Raw genomic sequence first — 18,643 nt, forward strand, 5'->3', positions numbered from 1 at the left:
GAATCTCCATTTTTCAATTCATTTATGTTAAAATATCCATATGTTATTAACTAATCTCAATCTAAACATACGCCTTTTAAGTAAATACAATGATTACGGGCTTAGAAAAAATTATTCAATGTTTGCTTATATGGATATTAAAAAGGCTGCAATCGTGAAAAGTTCATATTCTATTTTAAACAATGCCATTTTGGTATTTTTTATCATATTTCATTTAAAAGGAGCTCATCAACCATGCTAAAAGATCAGCACATTTTAAGAATACCCGGACCGAGTCCTATTCCTCCAAGTGTCGGGCGTGCAATGAACCAGACAATGATAGGTCATCGCGGGAAAGAAACGAAAGAATTATTGGAACGTATTCTCCCAAAATTAAAATCCGTATTTGGAACGAAGCAGGATGTTTTTCCTGTTGCCGGGAGCGGGACAGCAGGATTAGAAATGGCTGTCAGTAATGCAGCACATCCGGGAGATGATGTGCTTGTTATCGTCAGCGGGGCATTTGGTGATCGTTTCGCAAAAATATGCGAAGCCTTTCAACTGAAACTGCACCGAATTGATGTAGAATGGGGAGAAGCTGTTCGTCCTGAGGTTGTTCAAGATTATTTACAGGCTCATCCGGAAATCAAGGTCGTTTTTGCTACATATTGTGAGACTTCTACCGGTGTATTAAACCCGATAGCGTCTCTTGCTAAAGCCATTCATGCATCCTCTGACGCACTTTTCGTGGTAGATGGTGTATCCTGTCTTGGCGGAGTGGAAGCTAACATGGATGACTGGGGTGTAGATATCTATGTAACAGGTTCGCAAAAAGCATTCATGCTGCCGGCTGGTTTAATGTTTATCGCAGCGAGTGAGCGGGCCTGGAAGGTCATTGAAGAAAATCCGCAGCCTCGTTTCTATTTAGATATGCGTGTTTATCGCAAAAATCTGGCAAATACAGCAACACCATATACACCTGCACTTTCTTTATTATTTGGTTTAGAGCAGGTTCTTAACCTGTTAGAAGAAGAGGGGCTTGAGAATGTATATGAGCGTCATCGTTTACTGCGTGACATGACAAGAGCGGCTTTTAAAGCATTAGATATCCCTTTATTGACAACGGATGAAGATGCTTCACCAACCGTAACAGCTGTCCGTCCAAATGACTTTGATGCAGAAGCATTGCGCGCCGCTGTAAAAGAGCAATTCAATCTGACTTTAGCAGGCGGGCAGCAGCATATGAAGGGCTCTATTTTCCGAATTGGGCATATGGGATATTGCTCCCCTGCTGACACCCTGCAAGCAATCAGTTTAATTGAAATTGGACTTGTGAAAATTGGAAAAGACATTCAGCTTGGCAAAGGTGTTCAGGCTGCTCAAGAAATTTATCTGCAACAGGAGGAAAAGTAACTCATGACGTATCGTGTACTAGTTAGTGACCCATTAAGCGACGAAGGAATTAAACCATTAAGAGAGATCGAGCAAATTGAAATCGTCAAAAATCCGGGCTGGAATGAAGCAGAGCTGCTGGAGAATATCGATCAGTTTGATGCTTTATTAGTCCGCAGTCAGACACAGGTAACGCGAGCTTTACTGGAAAAAGCATCCCGTTTAAAAATTGTCGGACGTGCCGGAGTTGGTGTCGATAATATTGATTTGGAAGCAGCAACGGAAAATGGCATTATTGTCGTCAATGCTCCAAATGGAAATACCAATTCAGCTGCAGAGCATACGATTGCCATGATTATGTCTCTATCCCGGAATATCCCGCAAGCTTTCCATGCGTTAAAACAAAAGCAATGGGATCGTAAACGCTTTGTTGGTGTTGAATTAAAACAGAAAACATTGGGTGTTGTAGGCCTTGGAAGAATTGGTGCAGAAGTAGCAACACGCGCCAAAGGACAGCGCATGAATGTTGTTGCTTATGATCCATTCCTGACTGATGAAAAAGCAGAGCGAATGGGCATCAAGCGCGGTACCCTGGAAGAAGTACTGCAGGCAGGAGATTTCATCACGGTTCATACACCACTGTTGAAAGAAACAAAGCACTTGATTAACGCAGAAGCCTTTAAATTAATGAAGGATGGTGTACAGATTGTTAACTGTGCCCGCGGCGGAATTATTGATGAAGATGCCTTATATGACGCAATTGTCTCTGGAAAGGTTGCTGGTGCTGCACTAGATGTTTTTGAACAGGAGCCTTTTACAGAGCACAAATTGCTGAGCCTGCCTGAAGTTGTTGCGACACCGCATCTAGGTGCAAGTACAATCGAAGCGCAGGAAATTGTAGCTATCGATGTCAGTCATGATGTTATTCGTTTCTTAGAAGGAAAAGCAGTTCGTCATCCAGTAAACATGCCTTCTATTCCAAGTGAAGCAATGCATCAAATTGAGCCATATTTCTATTTGGCAGAAAAGCTTGGTACTTTTATTGTTGACTTAGCAAATGAAGTCATTCATGATATTCGTATTACCTACTCTGGCGAACTAAGCGACATCGAGACCGGGCCTGTCACACGTAATGCAGTAAAAGGAATTCTTAAACGCTTCCTTGGCAGCCGTGTAAATGATGTCAACGCATTATACTTAGCAGACCGTAAAGGCATTACTGTCAGTGAAAGCAGAACATCAGCGCGCAAAGGATTTACAAATCTGATTACCATCGAAGTCAGTGGACCGTCTGGAACCAGGAAGGTTGCCGGAACTCTCTTAAATGGTCTCGGACCACGCCTTGTCCGTGTAGATGATTATCAGGTGGATGCGACACCTGAAGGACATATGGTTGTCATTCAGCATATTGATCAGCCTGGTGTGATCGGTCGTATGGGAAGTGCTTTCGCAGAGCACAATATTAATATTGCAACGATGCAGGTAGACCGTTCCGATGTAGGCGGAAATGCCATTATGCTTTTGACAATTGACCGTCATTTAGAAGACGAAGCACTGGAAGAAATTGCATTATTAGAGGAAATTAAATCTGTCACTGCAATTGATTTGTAAAAATAATTTAAAAAACCGTTTGAACGCGCCGGGTATGTAGTGTTCAAACGGTTTTTTATCTGGATATTGATAAAAACCCAAGCCTAAGATTGCAGGATACGCTTTAATTCCCGAAGTGATTGTATTTCATAATCCGGTTGAATATCACTCTTATTTTCTGCATCAAATCGATTTAACCAGACAGAATCTATTCCGATCTGATTTGCCCCAATTATATCTGTATTCAAATTATCACCGACCATAATTGCCTCTTCAGCCTGAATATCCAGCTCCTGTAATACATAATTAAATATTTCCGGGGTCGGTTTTCCAATCCCTACATCTCCCGAGATAAATATTTTCTCAAAGTACGGTGGTAATTCGGATGAGATCTCTAATTTAAGGTTTTGCAGACTGGGCGAGCCATTGGTAACCAGAGCCAGGCGATAGTCCTTTCCAAGCTCTGTCAGAACAGAAAGCGTATCTTCAAATAAGCAGGGGCTCTCGATTCGATAATTCCGAAAAGCCTTAGCCAGTTTTTTGGCAAGCTCAGGGTGATTAATCCCCGTATCTTTCAGCCCCTCCAGCCAGGCTGTTTCCTGGTATTTTGGTGCAATTTCCCGGAGCTTGCGAAATTCCTCGCCATTGTCATCAAAGGTTGCCCATAGTCCTTCAAATGGATTGATTCCAATTTTTTTCGTATATGTATAAGTTGAATATGAAGCGTATAATTCTCTTGCCCTGTGACGAACATTCCTTTCTAATTCCTCTGGAGAAACCCCGCTTTCTTTTTCAGCCAGCTGACAAGTTAAAGTGAATGCATCCTGTACACTTTTTTTATCCCACAGCAATGTATCGTCTAAATCAAATAATACCATTTTTTTCATCATTTACATCCCCACTTCATTATTTAATTTATGAGCATAATCATAATTCAATAAATTAATTTAAAATTTAGTCTTGATAAAATCTTTGATATGTCTTATGATATATAGAAATTTAATCAATGGCAAGGAGACTTTTGATATGGAAGAACAAACTATTCGCGTGCAACGATGTGAAACAAAAAAAGAAAAGCCACAGGATGATCAATTAGTATTTGGTAAAATTTATACAGATCATATGTTTATCATGGATTATTCGGAACCTCTTGGGTGGCATAATGCGAGCATTGTACCATATCAACCACTGCAAATTGAACCTTCTGCGATGGTATTCCATTACGCTCAAACTGTTTTTGAAGGTTTAAAGGCCTATCGTACGGATAAAGGAAGCATTGAATTGTTTCGCCCGGAAAAAAACATGGAACGTTTAAATCGATCCAATGATCGTTTATGTATTCCTCCGATTGATGAAGAATTTGCTTTAAAAGCCATTAAACAGCTCATTTACATTGATCGTGAATGGGTCCCTCATGCAGAAGGAACATCACTTTATATTCGTCCATTTATTATTGCTACAGAGCCATATATTGGTGTATCCGCATCTGCAAATTACAAATTTATTGTTATTTTATCTCCGGTAGGTACTTACTACAAAGAAGGAATTAATCCTGTAAAAATTGCTGTAGAGAACGAATATGTACGTACCGTAAAAGGTGGTACCGGAGAAGCAAAAACCGGCGGAAACTATGCAGCCAGCTTAAAATCTCAAGAGATTGTTGAAAAAACTGGCTACACACAGGTTCTATGGCTGGACGGCGTGGAAAAGAAATATATTGAAGAAGTCGGCAGCATGAATGTTTTCTTCAAAATTAACGGGGAAGTAGTTACACCAAAGCTGAATGGCAGCATTCTTTCCGGAATCACACGTTCCAGTGTGATCGAGTTATTAAATCACTGGGGAGTTCCGGTTGTTGAAAGACGTATTTCGATTGAAGAACTCTATGAAGCCTATCAAAAAGGTGAACTGGAAGAAGCATTCGGCTCAGGTACTGCTGCCGTTATTTCTCCAATCGGTGAGTTAAAATGGGAAGATAAACAAATGATTATCAACGAAGGAAAAACAGGTGACATCTCGAAAAAGGTCTATGATACAATTACAGGTATTCAATATGGGCATATAGAGGATCCGTTTAACTGGATGCAAAATATTGAAACAGAAAGCACAGTCAATCATTAAAAGTAAAAACCAAGCCGGGGATACCTGACTTGGTTTTTACTTTTAATGCTGAACAAACTTTATAATAATTTATTCCCTGCGGACTGCCACAGTTTATACCATTCTTCTCTCGTCAACGTAATATCCGCTGCTTTTACCATTTCTGTCAGCCGTTTTGGTGTCATTGTACCAATAATGGTTTGAATGTTTGCCGGATGACGTAAAATCCATGCGATCGCAATAGTTTCTCGAGCCACGCCATATTTTTCTCCAAGCTTATCCAGCTCCTGATTCAATTCCGGATAAGCATCCCGGTCCATAATAAATCCGCCAAAGAAACCATAACGAAGCGGTGACCAGGCTTGAATCGTCATATTATTTACCTGACTATAATCAATAACCCCGCCATCTAAATCCGTTGCCTGATCGAAGGAAGTATTTGCATACAAACCCTGGTCAATCATCCCGGAATTGGTGACACTTAACTGCAATTGATTGGCTACCAGATCCTGATCGACATATTTTTTCAGTAATTCAACCTGACGCGGACGGAAGTTACTCACCCCGAAATGCCGCACTTTCCCGCTTTTTTCTAACTCTGAAAATGCCTCTGCCACCTCTTCCGGCTCCATTAAAGCATCGGGACGGTGAATCAGAAATACATCTAAGTAGTCAGTTTTCAAACGCTTCAAGCTATCCTCAACAGATGAAATCAAATGTTCTTTGGAAGAATCATAAAATCCATTACGGATACCCGCTTTTGACTGAATAATCAATCTTTCACGAATAGACGGATTCATATCAATTGCTTCTGCAAATATTGATTCTGATTTTCCTTTGCCATAAATATCGGCATGATCAAAAAAATTGACATCATGCTCCAACGCATTATGAATCACTTTATTCGCTTGCTCTTTCGTACTTTGCTGCATGACCATACAGCCTAAAGAAATGATTGGCACAGATAATTCGCTGTTTCCTAACTGGATACGCTTCATATATAACTCCCTCCCTCTTACATATTTTATCACAAGCTTCGACAATTCTGAAAATAATCCGGGTTTCTCCTTCAAGATTTTACTTGGTAAATAGTGAAAACCCTGTAGAGAAAAGTAAATTCTCTCTACAGGGTTTTCGATTAGAACAATAGAGCGGGTAATTTTATAGGGCTGATTCGGGTTATTTTTTCTGATTCGCCATGCTGCCCTCAGCCATTTGAATCATACGTTTAACCATCTCACCGCCGACTGCACCGTTTTCACGAGCAGTCGTGTCAGCTCCTAAATTCACATGCATTTCACCAGCAATTTCCTCTTTCATCTGATTTACTGCATGTTCTGCTTTCGGTACTAACAACGCATTTCTTCGTTTGTCAGCCACCAGAAACCCTCCTCTTCTATTCAAAAGCAAGTGCCATACTTGCTTGCTGTTAGCTTTTGCAGAACGCCGATAAACTATACAAAATTTTTAGCATAAGTCCGGTAAATGCTACATAAGTATTTCAAGTAGCTTCAAAAGCTGAAAGAGATGTCCAAAAAGGAATTTTAAGGAGGAACACGTGATGTTAAAAGCAGATTACAGCATGAATATTAACCTGCCGCAATCAAATGTATGGAACTATTTAGAGGATTGGTCTAACTGGGCAAAGCAGGTGCCTGGTTATCAAACACATAGGAATGTTTCGACAATGGACTCGATTTGGGAGCTCCACGGCAAAGCAGGCAATATAACGAAGGATGTAAAGCTATATGTCAAAATCATAGATATGACCGCTCCAGCCACCGTTCAATTCCGCGTTCGTGATTCGGAAAACAAATGCTTAGGAGCCGGCTGTTTCGAGCTCACCCCGCTTTCTTCTCGTTCCTCCACCCTGACCTGTTTATTAGAACTCGAATTAAAAGGATTGGCTGGAAAAATGAGCGCACCGCTGATTAGTTCTTTTCTTCCTGCCTTATTGGAAAAATTTATCCAACGGATTACAAAGCCTCTTACAGAAACTGATTCTGTCGCTTTATCACTTTAAAGGCATGCTGTTTACTCTTATTCTCAACAGTGATACATTAATATAGGTCTCCATATCATTGTCGGGAAAGGAACATTGCGCATGGTTAGCACAAAACAATCGAATGCCTTTAAAGAATATGCCTATATTATTATCGGAGCTACTATTGTCGGATTATCCTATAATATTTTCTTCCTGCCGGCGCGGTTAGCTGCCGGGGGGCTGTCCGGAATCAGCACCCTTTTATATGAACTGTATACAATTAATCCGGCACTCAGTCAATTTATCATTAATATACCTATTTTCATTATTGGATGGATTGCTTTAGGAAAAGATTTTAGCGTCAAAACATTGGTTGGAACATTTTGGGTTCCCTTTGCTATTTTCCTTTCCACTGATATTCCAATTACAGTGACCAATCCATTTTTAAGTGCCCTATATGGCGGACTTATTCTTGGGGCTGGTTTAGGGATTGTTTACAAAGGAAATGGCTCCACTGGCGGTACAGCAGCGATTGCCCAAATTGTGAAGAAATTCACTGGTATTTCCAGCGGTTACTCGCAATTTATCGTGGATGGGCTCGTAGTTATCACCTCCATTTTCGTATTCAGTTTTGAACTGACCCTATTTGCATTAATGGCAATCTACATTAGTGGGAAAGCAATAGACATTGTCCAATTACGGACTTCTGCCACTAAGCTGGTTATGATTATTACGGATGAGGAAGAAAAAGTACAGCAGCTTATCCAGGATGGTATCGACCGTGGACTGACAAAAATCCGTTCTGTCGGCGGGTATACAAAATTGGATAAAACGATGATTTTAGTTGTGGCAGAACAAGCAGAAGCTGTGAAACTTAAGAAATTACTGCAAGAAGAGACTCCTGAAGCATTCACTATTTTTATCAGTGCGTCTGAAATTCTTGGGAGAGGCTTCTCACTCGATAAATACCACGGACAAAAATTTTAAGCTGGAAATATTGACAGGAAAAGAGCCGGTATACTTCGGAAACACATTGTCTGAAGTATACCGGCTCTTTTCTTTTATTTTAAAGTGACAGCTCCATCAGCCCGGGAGCATGTTCATAAAGTTTTGATAAGCAAAACCTCTGACCTGCTCCTCTGAATAATGCTTTTGTAATTCATTCAATAAATACGCATAGCCGGATGCATCGGGAATATGATCTATATAGCACTTTATTCCGTCAAAATCCGAACCGAAGCCAATATTTTTTTCTCCGCCAAGTGCACAAACATGATCAATATGTTCACAAAGATCAGCAACGGTTGCTGATTCTGCTCCTTCTTTTAGAAAGACAGGGTAGAGCGCAAAATGAATAGGTGCTTTTTTGGCAATTAATGCTTGGAGCTGGTCATCATATAAATTTCTCGGATGGTCACAAATTGCCCGGACATTCGAATGAGAGGCAATTGGATAATCAGCCAGTTCTATCACATCCCAAAATGCTTTCACAGAAAGATGGGATACATCCGTCAGCACTTCATTCGCATTATTTAACTGGACAACTTCTCTGCCTAATCTGGTCAGCCCTGCTCCCCTGGGCTCCTCTGCACCATCTGCACATAGATTTGCAGGATTCCAGGTCAGCCCAAAGGATTTTACTCCCATTTGATAAAGCTTCTGAAGCTTTTCCAGATCATTGCCGATTGCCTCTGCTCCCTCTAAAGCCAATACAGCACCAATTTCACCCGGAGCAAGCGTGCGAATATCCTGCCAGCTCCGGATACATTTCATCTGCTCATTCTTTTCCACAATTTCTTCATGGAACAGACTTGCTTGTTCTATTGCATACTTCCATTGCTCTGTGGTAGGAACGCTGGCCGGATCGACAAAAATTGCAAAGAACTGGACAGCAACATTGCCTGCTTCCAATCGCTTCAGGTTCGTTTCTATCTCCGGCGCATTCCGAAAATCAAGCTTTCTCTGCTCCAGGCGTGCTGTTTGCAGCTTTAATAGCGCATCACAATGTGTATCGATTACTTTCATTCCAAGTACCTCATTTCCGGTGGATTGACAGCTTCTGCCTCTAGAGAAGCAGCTTTTCTTGTTAAAACTTCATTCAGCCAAGAGTACCCGACTACCTCACTTCAGGAAGCCTAACTCAGATTACTCGCCTTATTAAAAATTACAGAGAACTGCGATAAATTAATTATTGTATTCTTTTTGTCGTAACACAACACGACGAATTTTACCTGATGCTGTCTTTGGCAATTCAGAAACAAATTCAATCTTGCGCGGATACTTATACGGTGCAATCTCATGCTTTACATAGCTCTGTAAATTCTCAACCATCTCATCGTTTCCGATAATATTATCCTGTAAAATAACAAAAGCCTTCACTACATTTCCTCTGATTGGATCCGGGCTTGCGACCACGGCACACTCTTTTACATCCGGATGCTTAACGAGCGTATCCTCGACTTCAAAAGGTCCAATCGTATAGCCGGAGCTGATAATAATATCATCACTTCTGCCTTCAAACCAGAAATAGCCATCCTCATCAATACTTGCCTGGTCTCCGGTAACATAATAATTGCCGCGCTTTGTTCTTTCCGTTCTTTCTTTATCTTTATAATAACCTTTAAACAAGGAAGGTGTATCAAGTGGAATCGCAATATCACCTACTACGCCCGGTTTCGCGAGCTCACCATTTTCATCAATAACGACAACATTATTTCCCGGAGTTGGTTTTCCCATTGCCCCTGGACGTACTTCTGTCCCTTTTAAGAAACCAAGCAATAATGTATTTTCTGTCTGCCCATAACCATCTCTCACTGTGACATCAAAATACGCTCTGAATTTATCAATCACTTCACGGTTTAACGGCTCGCCGGCTGAAACAGCACTATGCAGTGCACTTAGATTATAATCATCCAGATTAGGAAGCTTCGCCATTAATCTATACTCTGTCGGCGTACAGCAAAGCACATTAATCTGATACTTTTCCAGCAGCTCTAAATATGCAGCTGCATCAAATCGGCCTTCATAAACAAATGCTGTTGCTCCTGTTCCCATAATGGAAAGAAATGGACTCCACAGCCATTTCTGCCAGCCTGGTGCAGCAGTTGCCCAAACTGTATCTCCTTCTTGAATACTGAGCCAATAGCGCGGTGCAGAAGACATATGCGCAAATCCCCAGCCATGGGAATGAATAACTGCTTTAGGGTTGCCTGTTGTCCCGGATGTATAAGATAAAAATGCAATATCATCTCTGAAAGTTTCTGCTGTTTCCAACTGATCAGAAGCATGTTTTTTCTCCTTATCAATCGATACCCAGCCTTCTAACTCTGCTCCAACACTGAATTTGGTTAACCGGTCATATTCAACAACCTTTTTAAATTCATCCACACATGCTTCTGTCGCTACAACCGCATCGATCTCTCCATGTGAAATGCGGAATTGCAAATCCTTCGTCCGCAGCATTTCGGAGCTTGGAATAATAATAATTCCTGCTTTTAAAGCGGCAATATATAACTCATACGCTTCTGTACAGCGCGGCAGCATAATCATGATTTTATCACCGCGCTTTAAACCATGCTTTAACAGGATATTTCCAGTCTTATTTGCATTCTTGATCAGGTTTGTATAGGTTACTTCCTTCGTATTTCCATTTTGCTCTTCTAAAATAATCGCTTTTCTTTCTTCATCCGCTGCATACTTTTCGATTTCAGAAGTGATATTATACCATTCTGGTGCAATTAAATCTGATCTTTTCATATGATTCCTCCTCAGATTAGTACCTCATACTATATGTTAGTCATTATAGCAAGAAATTAGAATAACTTCAAAAGGGTTAAAATTTTCAGATAGGATAGATTGATTTCATTCAACAGTTAAAATAGCACCCTTCTTCAAATAATAGTGCGTATTCAAAAAGTCTGATAAAAAGAACCAAGAAGTTCAAGGCGACGTGGCTTTTACGAACGGAGCGTATACTTTTAAATACGTGAGTATCGGAAAAGCCATGTCAACGTAGAAATTCGCCGTGTTATTTTTGTTGGGCTTTTTGAACATCCTCTAATAGTGTATGATTATAATCAAACGGGAATAGTAACATGGAGGAGTGTTGATAATGTCAGCATTTAATGAGAAAGATTTTGATAAAGCTTATCATAAAGAAACGACAAAAATTAATAAACAATTAGATAAAGATATTATTTTTGCAATGATCGGTGACATCAACACAGGAAAATCATCTACGATTAATCAGCTTATTGGTGATGATGTTGCAAAGGTTGGTGCGCGCCCTGGAGAAACAACCGGTATTGATAAATATGTGTACCGTGACAAAATTATTTTTGCAGATACTCCAGGATTAGATGACATTAACCATGCCAATTCGGAAGAAACATTCCGCTTTTACCGTGAGGCGGATGTTGTCTTATTTTTCTTAAATGCAGCTGGGACTGTTTTTTCAGAGGGAGAAAGAAAATCGTTTGAAACCATTAAAAAGGAGAATAAGCAGATTGTTTTTGTTTTAAATAAAATTGATGCTGCCGATGATATTCCAGCTCTTGTTCAATATGTGAAGGAGCATACATCAAGGCGTTATCCAGTTATCCCGATTTCATCCCGGACCGGAGAAAATATCGATAAATTACGAAATGAGATTTTAGAAATCCTGAAAAAAAAAGAGAAGGAAATTCAATTCGCACGGCTGATTAAGGAAAAGTCTTCTACGGCGAACAAATGGATTTTAGCAGCTTCCGGCTCAGCTACCGCCGTTGGAGCGGCCCCTCTTCCCGGCTCTGATTTTATTCCGTTAACAGGAATTCAGGTTGGTCTGATGGTTAAGCTGGCAGCCCTATATGAAAAGCCTTTATCCAAGAAAAAAGCAAAAGAGCTGACGATTGCGACCATTACCGGCAATATCGGAAAAACGATCTTTCGTCAGGTGTCCAAATTTGTCCCCGGGGCAGGCTCTGTTATCGGCGGCAGCGTTGCAGGTGGCATGACACTGGCAATGGGATATGCTGTGAAATATGCTTATGAAAATAATATTGAGCTGAATGCAGAAACGTTGAAGTCTTTGTACAGTTATTTTTATAAAAGAGGGAAAAAAGAAAAACAGAAGGAAGATATGGAATAAAGCAAAAGTACATGCAACTTAAACTGCATGTACTTTTGCTTTTTAACTCCTAAATTCATCTTTTAAGATTGAGTAGATTCTTGCGTCCTCTTGTTTTCCTTTTCTTTGCATGGATTTTCTTAACGTTCCTTCGTAGATCATCCCGGACTTCTCCATTAACCTGTAAGAAGCGATATTATCTGGATAACACCTTGCATAGATCCGTTCCAGTTTCAATTCTTCAAATCCAAAACGAAGAACAGCTTTTGCTGCTTCTGTTCCAATCCCTTTTCGCCAATACTCCCGGGAAATGGCATAGGCAAGCTCTGCAGAATACTGCTTTTGATTCCAGACTAAATCCATCGTGCCTATCACACGCTTATTCTCCTTCCAGACAATTGCCCATGCTTCTCCCGTACCTTTTTTATACTGAGTAATTAAAAGCTTTATAAATGCTTCGGTATCCGCCAGTGTTTGATGTGCTTCCCAAGTTAAAAACGTAGTCAGTTCCGGATCAGAAGCATAGCTATGGACATCCTGCAGATCTTCTTGCTTCATTTCTCTTAAAAGCAGTCTTTCGGTTTCCAGTAAAGGAAATGGAATAAATGGGCTCTCTCGCATTGCTTCTCCTCCTCTTTTATGTAAAAAATTAAGACAATTATACACAAAACCTCTGCTTTTCAAAGTACTTTCCATTTTTAAATAAAATTCTATTATGAAAAGAGATCTTTCCACTGTCCTATACTAAAATCAATGAAGCGAAACGGACAGATCTCATTAAAAAGGACGGATTACAGTTCAGCCACACAATGGAAAGCCAAATACGCGGCCAATTAAAAGCCGGCTTTCTGCTGAAGGATTTTTATGAAGATTTTACAGTGACAAATGGAGATTATATTCTGTCTAAATACTTCCCGCAAATTTTATGCAAGTCTGGCAGTGAAACTATAAGCAATCAGCTGACCAGATGTATGGTCAGCTGATCAAGTCATTATTCAAATCCGCTGTTTATGCATTTCTTTCCCATCATAGCTGTACAGCGTTTCTTTCCCTTCAATAACCGTTTCTAAATGGACAGATCTTCCCCATAATTGATAAATATACGGTAAAACATGCTCTAAATATTTAATATCTAGCTCAATGTCCTCATAACCATGGCGTAAATAGAGCTCCCCATTACGGAGATAATCGCCATTTTCTACAGTGATATATGGAAAGCCCCCATTGACCCGCTGGGAAACAAGCTGATCGCGGATTTGCACATAATCCTTCTCTGTAATCCGGTAATCCCGTCCCTTTTTCTCAAAAAGGTACATATCCTCTTTAGCAACCAGCTCCTTCGTTAAATAATTGCGGATAAAAGAAATGTCTGATTCCATTTCCCTCACTTCAAAGATTTTATCTCTTCCTTTATTTGGCTCACAGCCGTTTCTTATCATTTCTTCCGTTGGATTGTTATAGCGCTCCTCAATATCTTCAAAGATTTTTATTCCTAAGTAATATGGATTAATCGATGTTCTGGATGGCTGTACAACACCGGCATTCAGCTTCGCGTATTCCAGCGTTTCGGAGGAGGTTAAATCCAATTTACGCATAATCCGCTGATGCCAATAGGAAGCCCACCCCTCATTCATGACTTTCGTCTCTAATTGCGGCCAAAAATAAAGCATTTCCTCACGCATCATTGTTAATACATCACGCTGCCAATCCTCCAGCTCTCTGCTGTATTCTTCTATAAATAATAATAAATCCTTTTCAGGAGAGGGCGGGATTTTCTTTTGTCTTTTTGTTTTTTTCGACTGTGCTTGTTTCTCACGCTGATCTAAGTTCCACAGATCATCATACTCTCCGCGTTTTTTATGGCTATCTGCAGCTCCGGTATCATCCTCTGTTTTTGGAGGCAGTTTAAACCGGATAATAGAAGGATCAATATGCTCCTGGATCGATAAAATGGCATCCAAAAAACTCTCCACCTCTTCTTTCCCATGTACTATTTCATAATGGGCAATACGTTCAGCTGTTGCTGTCATACTTTCCACCATGTCCTTACGTGTATTCGAAAAACGGATATTATTTTTAAAGAAATCGCAATGTGCCAGGACGTGGGCAATAATTAATTTATTTTGGATCAGACTGTTGGTATTTAATAAAAAGGCATAGCAAGGGTCCGAATTAATCACCAGCTCATAAATTTGGCTCAAGCCTAAGTCATATTGCAGCTTCATCTTATGAAATTGTTTCCCAAAGCTCCAGTGGGTAAAACGGGTCGGCATGCCATAAGCACCAAATGTATATATAATATCCGCTGGACAAACCTCATAGCGCATCGGATAAAAATCCAGACCAAATCCTTTGGCTACCTCGGTAATTTCCTCGATAGCTTTCGTTAACTCCTTTGTTCCGTTCAAGTGGATTCCCCCTTTAATCAGCTACTACTAGTCTATGACGTCCGGTCGAAATCTTGCTCTTCCTATTTTTCTTTCTCAAAATAAAATGAGGAAATTTGCTTTTGACAAGCACTCTCCTCTAATATTATTCATCCGCAATAAAACAGCTCAAAGAAATAACGGGACTAATCTTTGAGCTGTTACTTCTATACCCGTTCTGCCGTCTTTTGAAAAAAGCTTTTCATAGCATGATACACATCTGCTTTTTCTTTTAATACATAATGCTTGAACTTTGGATGCTTGATTGCTTTATAGGCATTCAGTAACGTAGAATAACGGTTATAGCCATTTACTTCTCCGTAGCCAAACATATTCGATTTCTCCATCAGCTGGTGGACTAACTCAATGCATGTCTTGTTATCCGAGCTGATATTCTCTCCGTCAGAAAAATGAAAAGGGTAAATATTATAGCGGGACGGATGATATTTTTCTTCAATCACCTCTAAAGCCTTATAGTAAGCAGATGAACAAATTGTTCCCCCACTTTCGCCTTTTGAAAAAAATGCTTCTTCTGTCACTACTTTCGCCTCTGTATGATGAGCAATAAATTCAAATTCTACACTTTCATATTTCGTTTTCAAAAACCGGTTCATCCAAAAGAAGAAACTGCGGGCGATATACTTTTCAAAAGCTCCCATTGACGCACTGGTGTCCATCATTGCTAGGACAACAGCTTTAGAATCATGCCGGATTACTTCATTCCATGTTTTAAAACGCAAATCATCATTGTAAATCGGTGTGATCTGTGCTTTTCCTTCTCTTGCATTCCGCTTTAACGCTGTTAATATAGTCCGTTTCTTATCCACATTTCCCATTAATCCTTTTTTGCGCACATCATTAAATTCGACTTTTTCCGTAATAATTTCTGATTTTTCTTTTTCCTGCAGATTAGGCAGTTCTAACTCTTTGAATAAAGCCTCCTCTATCTCTGCAATCGACACCTCTGACTCATAATAATCCTGTCCCGGATTATCTCCAGCTTTCTTCCCATTTCCGGCGCCTGCCTGCTGCCCATCGCCCGGTGCACGGGCAACAACATCTCCAACTTCTGAATCTCCGTTTCCCTGCCCGACATGCTTTGACTTTTCATAGTTGTACCTGATTTTATATTCATCGAGAGAACGAATCGGAATTTTTACCATATCCTTACCATTGGACATGATGATGTTTTCTTCACTGACAAGGTCAGGCAAATTTTTCTTAATGGCATCTTTTATTTTCTCATTATGACGCTGTTGATCCTGATAACCCTTTCGGTGGAGGGACCAGTTTTCTTGGGAGACGACGAAATTATGCTCTTGCTCATTGGACACTCGAATCCTCTCCTTATATTTGAATTGTTTCCAATCATCCGTTTTAAGAACAAGCTGTTTTAGAAACATGCTTTATCTATTCTATGCAAGAGAGAACAGGTTATTGCAGACGGATTGAAAGAATTTGCGGTTTTTAGTAAAGCCTATTTTCTCTATCAGATAAGTTAAAAAGTGGTATCCAGATTCAATTTGGATACCACTTTTCATTTTTTTCTAAATTAGATAAATATAGGTACTGCTTTAACGATTCAATAAACTGCCAACATAACGCAATAATTCATTCGCAGACACAGAATTATACCCATGCTCATCAATAAGACGGGCGATAACCTCATTGATTTTCTTCAGCTGTGATTCATTTGGTGTTTTCGAGGATGTCGTAATTTTAACAACGTCTTTTAAATCAGCAAATAATTTCTTTTGGATTGCTTCACGCAGACGTTCATGAGATTGATAATCAAATCGTTTTCCTTTACGTGCATAGGCAGATAAACGGATTAAAATCTCTTCCCGGAAACCTTTTTTCGCATTTTCGGAAATACCAATCTGTTCCTCAATCGAACGCATCAGCTTTTCATCCGGATTCATTTCCTCTCCAGTCAGCGGATCGCGTAATTTATTCTGATTACAATAGGCCTCTACATTATCAAGATAATTATCCATTAAGGTTTTCGCAGATTCCTCATACGAATAAACGAATGCTTTCTGCACTTCTTTTTTCGCAATTTCATCATACTCTTTCCGGGCAATCGAAATATAATTTAAATATTTCTCCAGATCATCCTTTGAAATGGATGGATGCTGATTTAAGCCTTCTTTCAACGAACGTAATACGTCCAGGGCATTAATGGAAGGAATTTCTTTACGGATAATCGTTGAGGAAATACGATTGATGACATATCTCGGATCAATCCCGGACATTCCCTCATCTCCATACTCATTTAAAAGATCCTCTACATCAATTTGATTATATCCTTCCACACTTTCCCCATCATAAAGGCGCATCTTCTTCACAACATCGACACCCTGCTTTTTCGATTCCTTTAATCGGGTCAAAATGGAGAATATTGCAGCAGCCCGTAAAGCATGTGGAGCGACATGTACATCAGCAATATCACTTTCCTGAATCATTTTTTGATAGATTCGTTCCTCCTCACTGACTTTCAAATTATATGGAATCGGCATGACAATCATTCTGGAATGAAGCGCTTCATTCTTTTTATTGGCAATAAATGATTTATATTCTGATTCATTGGTATGGGCAATAATCAGCTCATCAGCGCTTATAAGCGCAAACCTTCCCGCTTTAAAATTCCCTTCCTGTGTAAGAGAGAGCAAATGCCATAAGAATTTTTCATCACTTTTTAAAATCTCCTGGAATTCCATCATCCCGCGGTTCGCTTTATTTAATTCCCCATCGAACCGGTAAGCGCGCGGATCAGATTCAGAGCCAAATTCGGCAATCGTCGAAAAATCAATACTGCCGGTTAAGTCAGCAATATCCTGTGATTTTGGGTCGGATGGACTGAAGGTTCCAATACCCACCCGTTTATCCTCAGAGAAAAAAATCCGCTGCACTTTAACATCTTCAATCCTGCCGCCATACTCTTTTTCTAAACGCATCGTATTCAGCGGCGATAAGCTGCCTTCAATGCGAATCCCATATTCTTCATAGAAGTCCTCACGCAAATGCTGCGGAATAAGATGTAAAGGGTCCTCATGCATCGGACAGTTTTTTATCGCATACACTGCCCCTTCATCCGTACGCGAATATTGCTCCAGACCGCGCTTTAACAGGCTGACAATCGTCGATTTCCCCCCGCTGACTGGTCCCATTAATAATAAAATTCGTTTTCTGACATCTAATCTTCTTGCTGCAGGATGAAAATATTCTTCTACTAAGCTTTCAATCGCAGATTCCAAGCCAAAAATAGATGACCCAAAAAATTGATACATTTTCTGATTATCCTTCTCCGTAACTCCTGCACTCTTAATCATATTATAGACCCGGGAATGTGCAGTCTGTGTAATTGCCGGATTTTCTTTTACCAGCTCTAAGTATTCCGCAAATGTCCCTTCCCATCCCAGCTGTTTTTCTGCTTCTCTATCGTTTTTTACTTTATTTAAAATATCCATCGCAGGCTCCCTCCATCTTGCAACGATTTCTATATCCTATGCAATGGAAGGTTAAAACATGCTCTATGGAAATATTTTAGAAAAACATTATCTATCGTTTGAAATAAAAAAACACAGCGGGATGCCATGCTTTTTAATCAAGTACAATGTCATGATATGTATCAAAGTCATATCGTTCTCCCTGCAGAATCGTGTACTGTGAACGCCCTCTCTCTACAATCCAGACCATTACCTCCCGCTCGTCTGTTTGTGCCGTAATAACATATACCTCCTGTTCATCTGATAATCCAAGCGATTCTATGTAGTCATCCTGCAGCTCTCTGTCACGGATAAGTGTTATATTCATCATGTTGACGCCATACATTGCCCGGACATCCTCTGCTAGTTCATGCGTTAATTCCTTTATTGGGTGTGCTTCTAAAAAGTCCTCTGAAAAATAAGAAGCTACCTTTTCCTCTTCTTCCATCAGTGCAGCCTGATACATATCGTTTACCACCCGGACACTGTTTGGACTTAAACAGCCTGCCAGGAACAAAGGAATACATATGACAATAAGTAATAACAGGTGTTTCATATCACTTAACTCCTTACCTCT

Annotated in this window: 16 protein-coding genes; 6 read left to right on the top strand and 10 right to left on the bottom strand. The window is 40.0% G+C overall.

Annotation, left to right across the window (positions count from 1 at the left end; genetic code table 11):
• Positions 1 to 234 precede the first annotated feature (234 nt).
• Together FLK20_RS04275 and serA are read left to right on the top strand one after the other, a co-directional pair.
• Entirely contained in the window at positions 235 to 1,392 is a 1,158-nt protein-coding gene (locus tag FLK20_RS04275; protein WP_152655323.1) for a pyridoxal-phosphate-dependent aminotransferase family protein, read from the top strand.
• A 3-nt stretch (positions 1,393 to 1,395) separates the two neighbouring features.
• Positions 1,396 to 2,982 (top strand): phosphoglycerate dehydrogenase, encoded by a 1,587-nt coding sequence (gene serA, locus FLK20_RS04280; protein ID WP_152655324.1) that lies wholly within the window; start codon positions 1,396 to 1,398, stop codon positions 2,980 to 2,982.
• Between the two features lie 83 nt (positions 2,983 to 3,065).
• Here the strand turns inward: serA and FLK20_RS04285 are convergent, their stop codons facing one another.
• On the bottom strand, positions 3,066 to 3,848 hold the full coding sequence (locus FLK20_RS04285) for an HAD family hydrolase (RefSeq protein ID WP_152655325.1): 783 nt from the start codon (positions 3,846 to 3,848) through the stop codon (positions 3,066 to 3,068).
• Between the two features lie 139 nt (positions 3,849 to 3,987).
• Here FLK20_RS04285 and FLK20_RS04290 point away from each other — a divergent pair, with 139 nt between their 5' ends.
• Entirely contained in the window at positions 3,988 to 5,082 is a 1,095-nt protein-coding gene (locus FLK20_RS04290; RefSeq protein WP_152655326.1) for a branched-chain amino acid aminotransferase, read from the top strand.
• Between the two features lie 59 nt (positions 5,083 to 5,141).
• On the opposite strand, the gene FLK20_RS04295 is transcribed toward FLK20_RS04290, so the two are convergent.
• Both FLK20_RS04295 and FLK20_RS04300 read right to left on the bottom strand, forming a co-directional pair.
• The gene (locus FLK20_RS04295; RefSeq protein ID WP_152655327.1) at positions 5,142 to 6,059 is read right to left on the bottom strand and encodes an aldo/keto reductase; all 918 of its coding nucleotides are present in this window, start codon (positions 6,057 to 6,059) and stop codon (positions 5,142 to 5,144) included.
• A 181-nt stretch (positions 6,060 to 6,240) separates the two neighbouring features.
• Complete coding sequence (locus FLK20_RS04300) at positions 6,241 to 6,441, bottom strand: alpha/beta-type small acid-soluble spore protein (protein ID WP_152655328.1); 201 nt, start codon at positions 6,439 to 6,441, stop codon at positions 6,241 to 6,243.
• A gap of 181 nt (positions 6,442 to 6,622) precedes the next feature.
• Between FLK20_RS04300 and FLK20_RS04305 the strand changes: the two genes are divergently transcribed.
• On the top strand, positions 6,623 to 7,084 hold the full coding sequence (locus tag FLK20_RS04305) for an SRPBCC family protein (RefSeq protein WP_152655329.1): 462 nt from the start codon (positions 6,623 to 6,625) through the stop codon (positions 7,082 to 7,084).
• A gap of 81 nt (positions 7,085 to 7,165) precedes the next feature.
• The gene (locus FLK20_RS04310; RefSeq protein ID WP_152655330.1) at positions 7,166 to 8,032 is read left to right on the top strand and encodes a YitT family protein; all 867 of its coding nucleotides are present in this window, start codon (positions 7,166 to 7,168) and stop codon (positions 8,030 to 8,032) included.
• Positions 8,033 to 8,128: 96 nt separating this feature from the next.
• Here FLK20_RS04310 and FLK20_RS04315 read toward each other — a convergent pair whose 3' ends face one another.
• Positions 8,129 to 9,070 (bottom strand): dipeptidase, encoded by a 942-nt coding sequence (locus FLK20_RS04315; protein WP_152655331.1) that lies wholly within the window; start codon positions 9,068 to 9,070, stop codon positions 8,129 to 8,131.
• Positions 9,071 to 9,229: 159 nt separating this feature from the next.
• Complete coding sequence (gene mbcS, locus FLK20_RS04320) at positions 9,230 to 10,801, bottom strand: acyl-CoA synthetase MbcS (RefSeq protein ID WP_152655332.1); 1,572 nt, start codon at positions 10,799 to 10,801, stop codon at positions 9,230 to 9,232.
• Positions 10,802 to 11,156: 355 nt separating this feature from the next.
• On the opposite strand from mbcS, the gene FLK20_RS04325 reads away from it, so the two are divergent.
• Positions 11,157 to 12,173, top strand: a complete 1,017-nt coding sequence (locus tag FLK20_RS04325; protein WP_152655333.1) for a YcjF family protein — start codon at positions 11,157 to 11,159, stop codon at positions 12,171 to 12,173.
• Positions 12,174 to 12,215: 42 nt separating this feature from the next.
• On the opposite strand, the gene FLK20_RS04330 is transcribed toward FLK20_RS04325, so the two are convergent.
• From FLK20_RS04330 to FLK20_RS04355, 5 genes are all read right to left on the bottom strand, one after another.
• Complete coding sequence (locus FLK20_RS04330; protein ID WP_152655334.1) at positions 12,216 to 12,773, bottom strand: GNAT family N-acetyltransferase; 558 nt, start codon at positions 12,771 to 12,773, stop codon at positions 12,216 to 12,218.
• Positions 12,774 to 13,147: 374 nt separating this feature from the next.
• The gene (locus FLK20_RS04340; RefSeq protein ID WP_152655335.1) at positions 13,148 to 14,560 is read right to left on the bottom strand and encodes a SpoVR family protein; all 1,413 of its coding nucleotides are present in this window, start codon (positions 14,558 to 14,560) and stop codon (positions 13,148 to 13,150) included.
• 185 nt (positions 14,561 to 14,745) lie between these two features.
• Positions 14,746 to 15,912 (bottom strand): sporulation protein YhbH, encoded by a 1,167-nt coding sequence (yhbH, locus tag FLK20_RS04345; protein ID WP_152655336.1) that lies wholly within the window; start codon positions 15,910 to 15,912, stop codon positions 14,746 to 14,748.
• Positions 15,913 to 16,152: 240 nt separating this feature from the next.
• Positions 16,153 to 18,048 carry a PrkA family serine protein kinase gene (locus tag FLK20_RS04350; RefSeq protein WP_152655337.1) on the bottom strand — a complete coding sequence of 632 codons (1,896 nt, stop codon included), beginning with the start codon at positions 18,046 to 18,048 and terminating at the stop codon, positions 16,153 to 16,155.
• A 133-nt stretch (positions 18,049 to 18,181) separates the two neighbouring features.
• On the bottom strand, positions 18,182 to 18,622 hold the full coding sequence (locus tag FLK20_RS04355; RefSeq protein WP_152655338.1) for a hypothetical protein: 441 nt from the start codon (positions 18,620 to 18,622) through the stop codon (positions 18,182 to 18,184).
• Positions 18,623 to 18,643 lie beyond the last annotated feature (21 nt).

The sequence above is a fragment of the Oceanobacillus sp. CFH 90083 genome (genome assembly GCF_009389585.1).
In the GTDB taxonomy this organism is placed as follows: Bacteria; Bacillota; Bacilli; order Bacillales; family Amphibacillaceae; genus Oceanobacillus.

Coding starts and splice junctions, on each gene's coding strand:
- FLK20_RS04275 (WP_152655323.1), top strand. CDS start 235: ATGCTAAAAGATCAGCACATTTTAAGAATACCCGGACCGAGTCCTATT.
- serA (WP_152655324.1), top strand. CDS start 1,396: ATGACGTATCGTGTACTAGTTAGTGACCCATTAAGCGACGAAGGAATT.
- FLK20_RS04285 (WP_152655325.1), bottom strand. CDS start 3,848: ATGAAAAAAATGGTATTATTTGATTTAGACGATACATTGCTGTGGGAT.
- FLK20_RS04290 (WP_152655326.1), top strand. CDS start 3,988: ATGGAAGAACAAACTATTCGCGTGCAACGATGTGAAACAAAAAAAGAA.
- FLK20_RS04295 (WP_152655327.1), bottom strand. CDS start 6,059: ATGAAGCGTATCCAGTTAGGAAACAGCGAATTATCTGTGCCAATCATT.
- FLK20_RS04305 (WP_152655329.1), top strand. CDS start 6,623: ATGTTAAAAGCAGATTACAGCATGAATATTAACCTGCCGCAATCAAAT.
- FLK20_RS04310 (WP_152655330.1), top strand. CDS start 7,166: ATGGTTAGCACAAAACAATCGAATGCCTTTAAAGAATATGCCTATATT.
- FLK20_RS04315 (WP_152655331.1), bottom strand. CDS start 9,070: ATGAAAGTAATCGATACACATTGTGATGCGCTATTAAAGCTGCAAACA.
- mbcS (WP_152655332.1), bottom strand. CDS start 10,801: ATGAAAAGATCAGATTTAATTGCACCAGAATGGTATAATATCACTTCT.
- FLK20_RS04325 (WP_152655333.1), top strand. CDS start 11,157: ATGTCAGCATTTAATGAGAAAGATTTTGATAAAGCTTATCATAAAGAA.
- FLK20_RS04330 (WP_152655334.1), bottom strand. CDS start 12,773: ATGCGAGAGAGCCCATTTATTCCATTTCCTTTACTGGAAACCGAAAGA.
- FLK20_RS04350 (WP_152655337.1), bottom strand. CDS start 18,048: ATGGATATTTTAAATAAAGTAAAAAACGATAGAGAAGCAGAAAAACAG.
- FLK20_RS04355 (WP_152655338.1), bottom strand. CDS start 18,622: ATGAAACACCTGTTATTACTTATTGTCATATGTATTCCTTTGTTCCTG.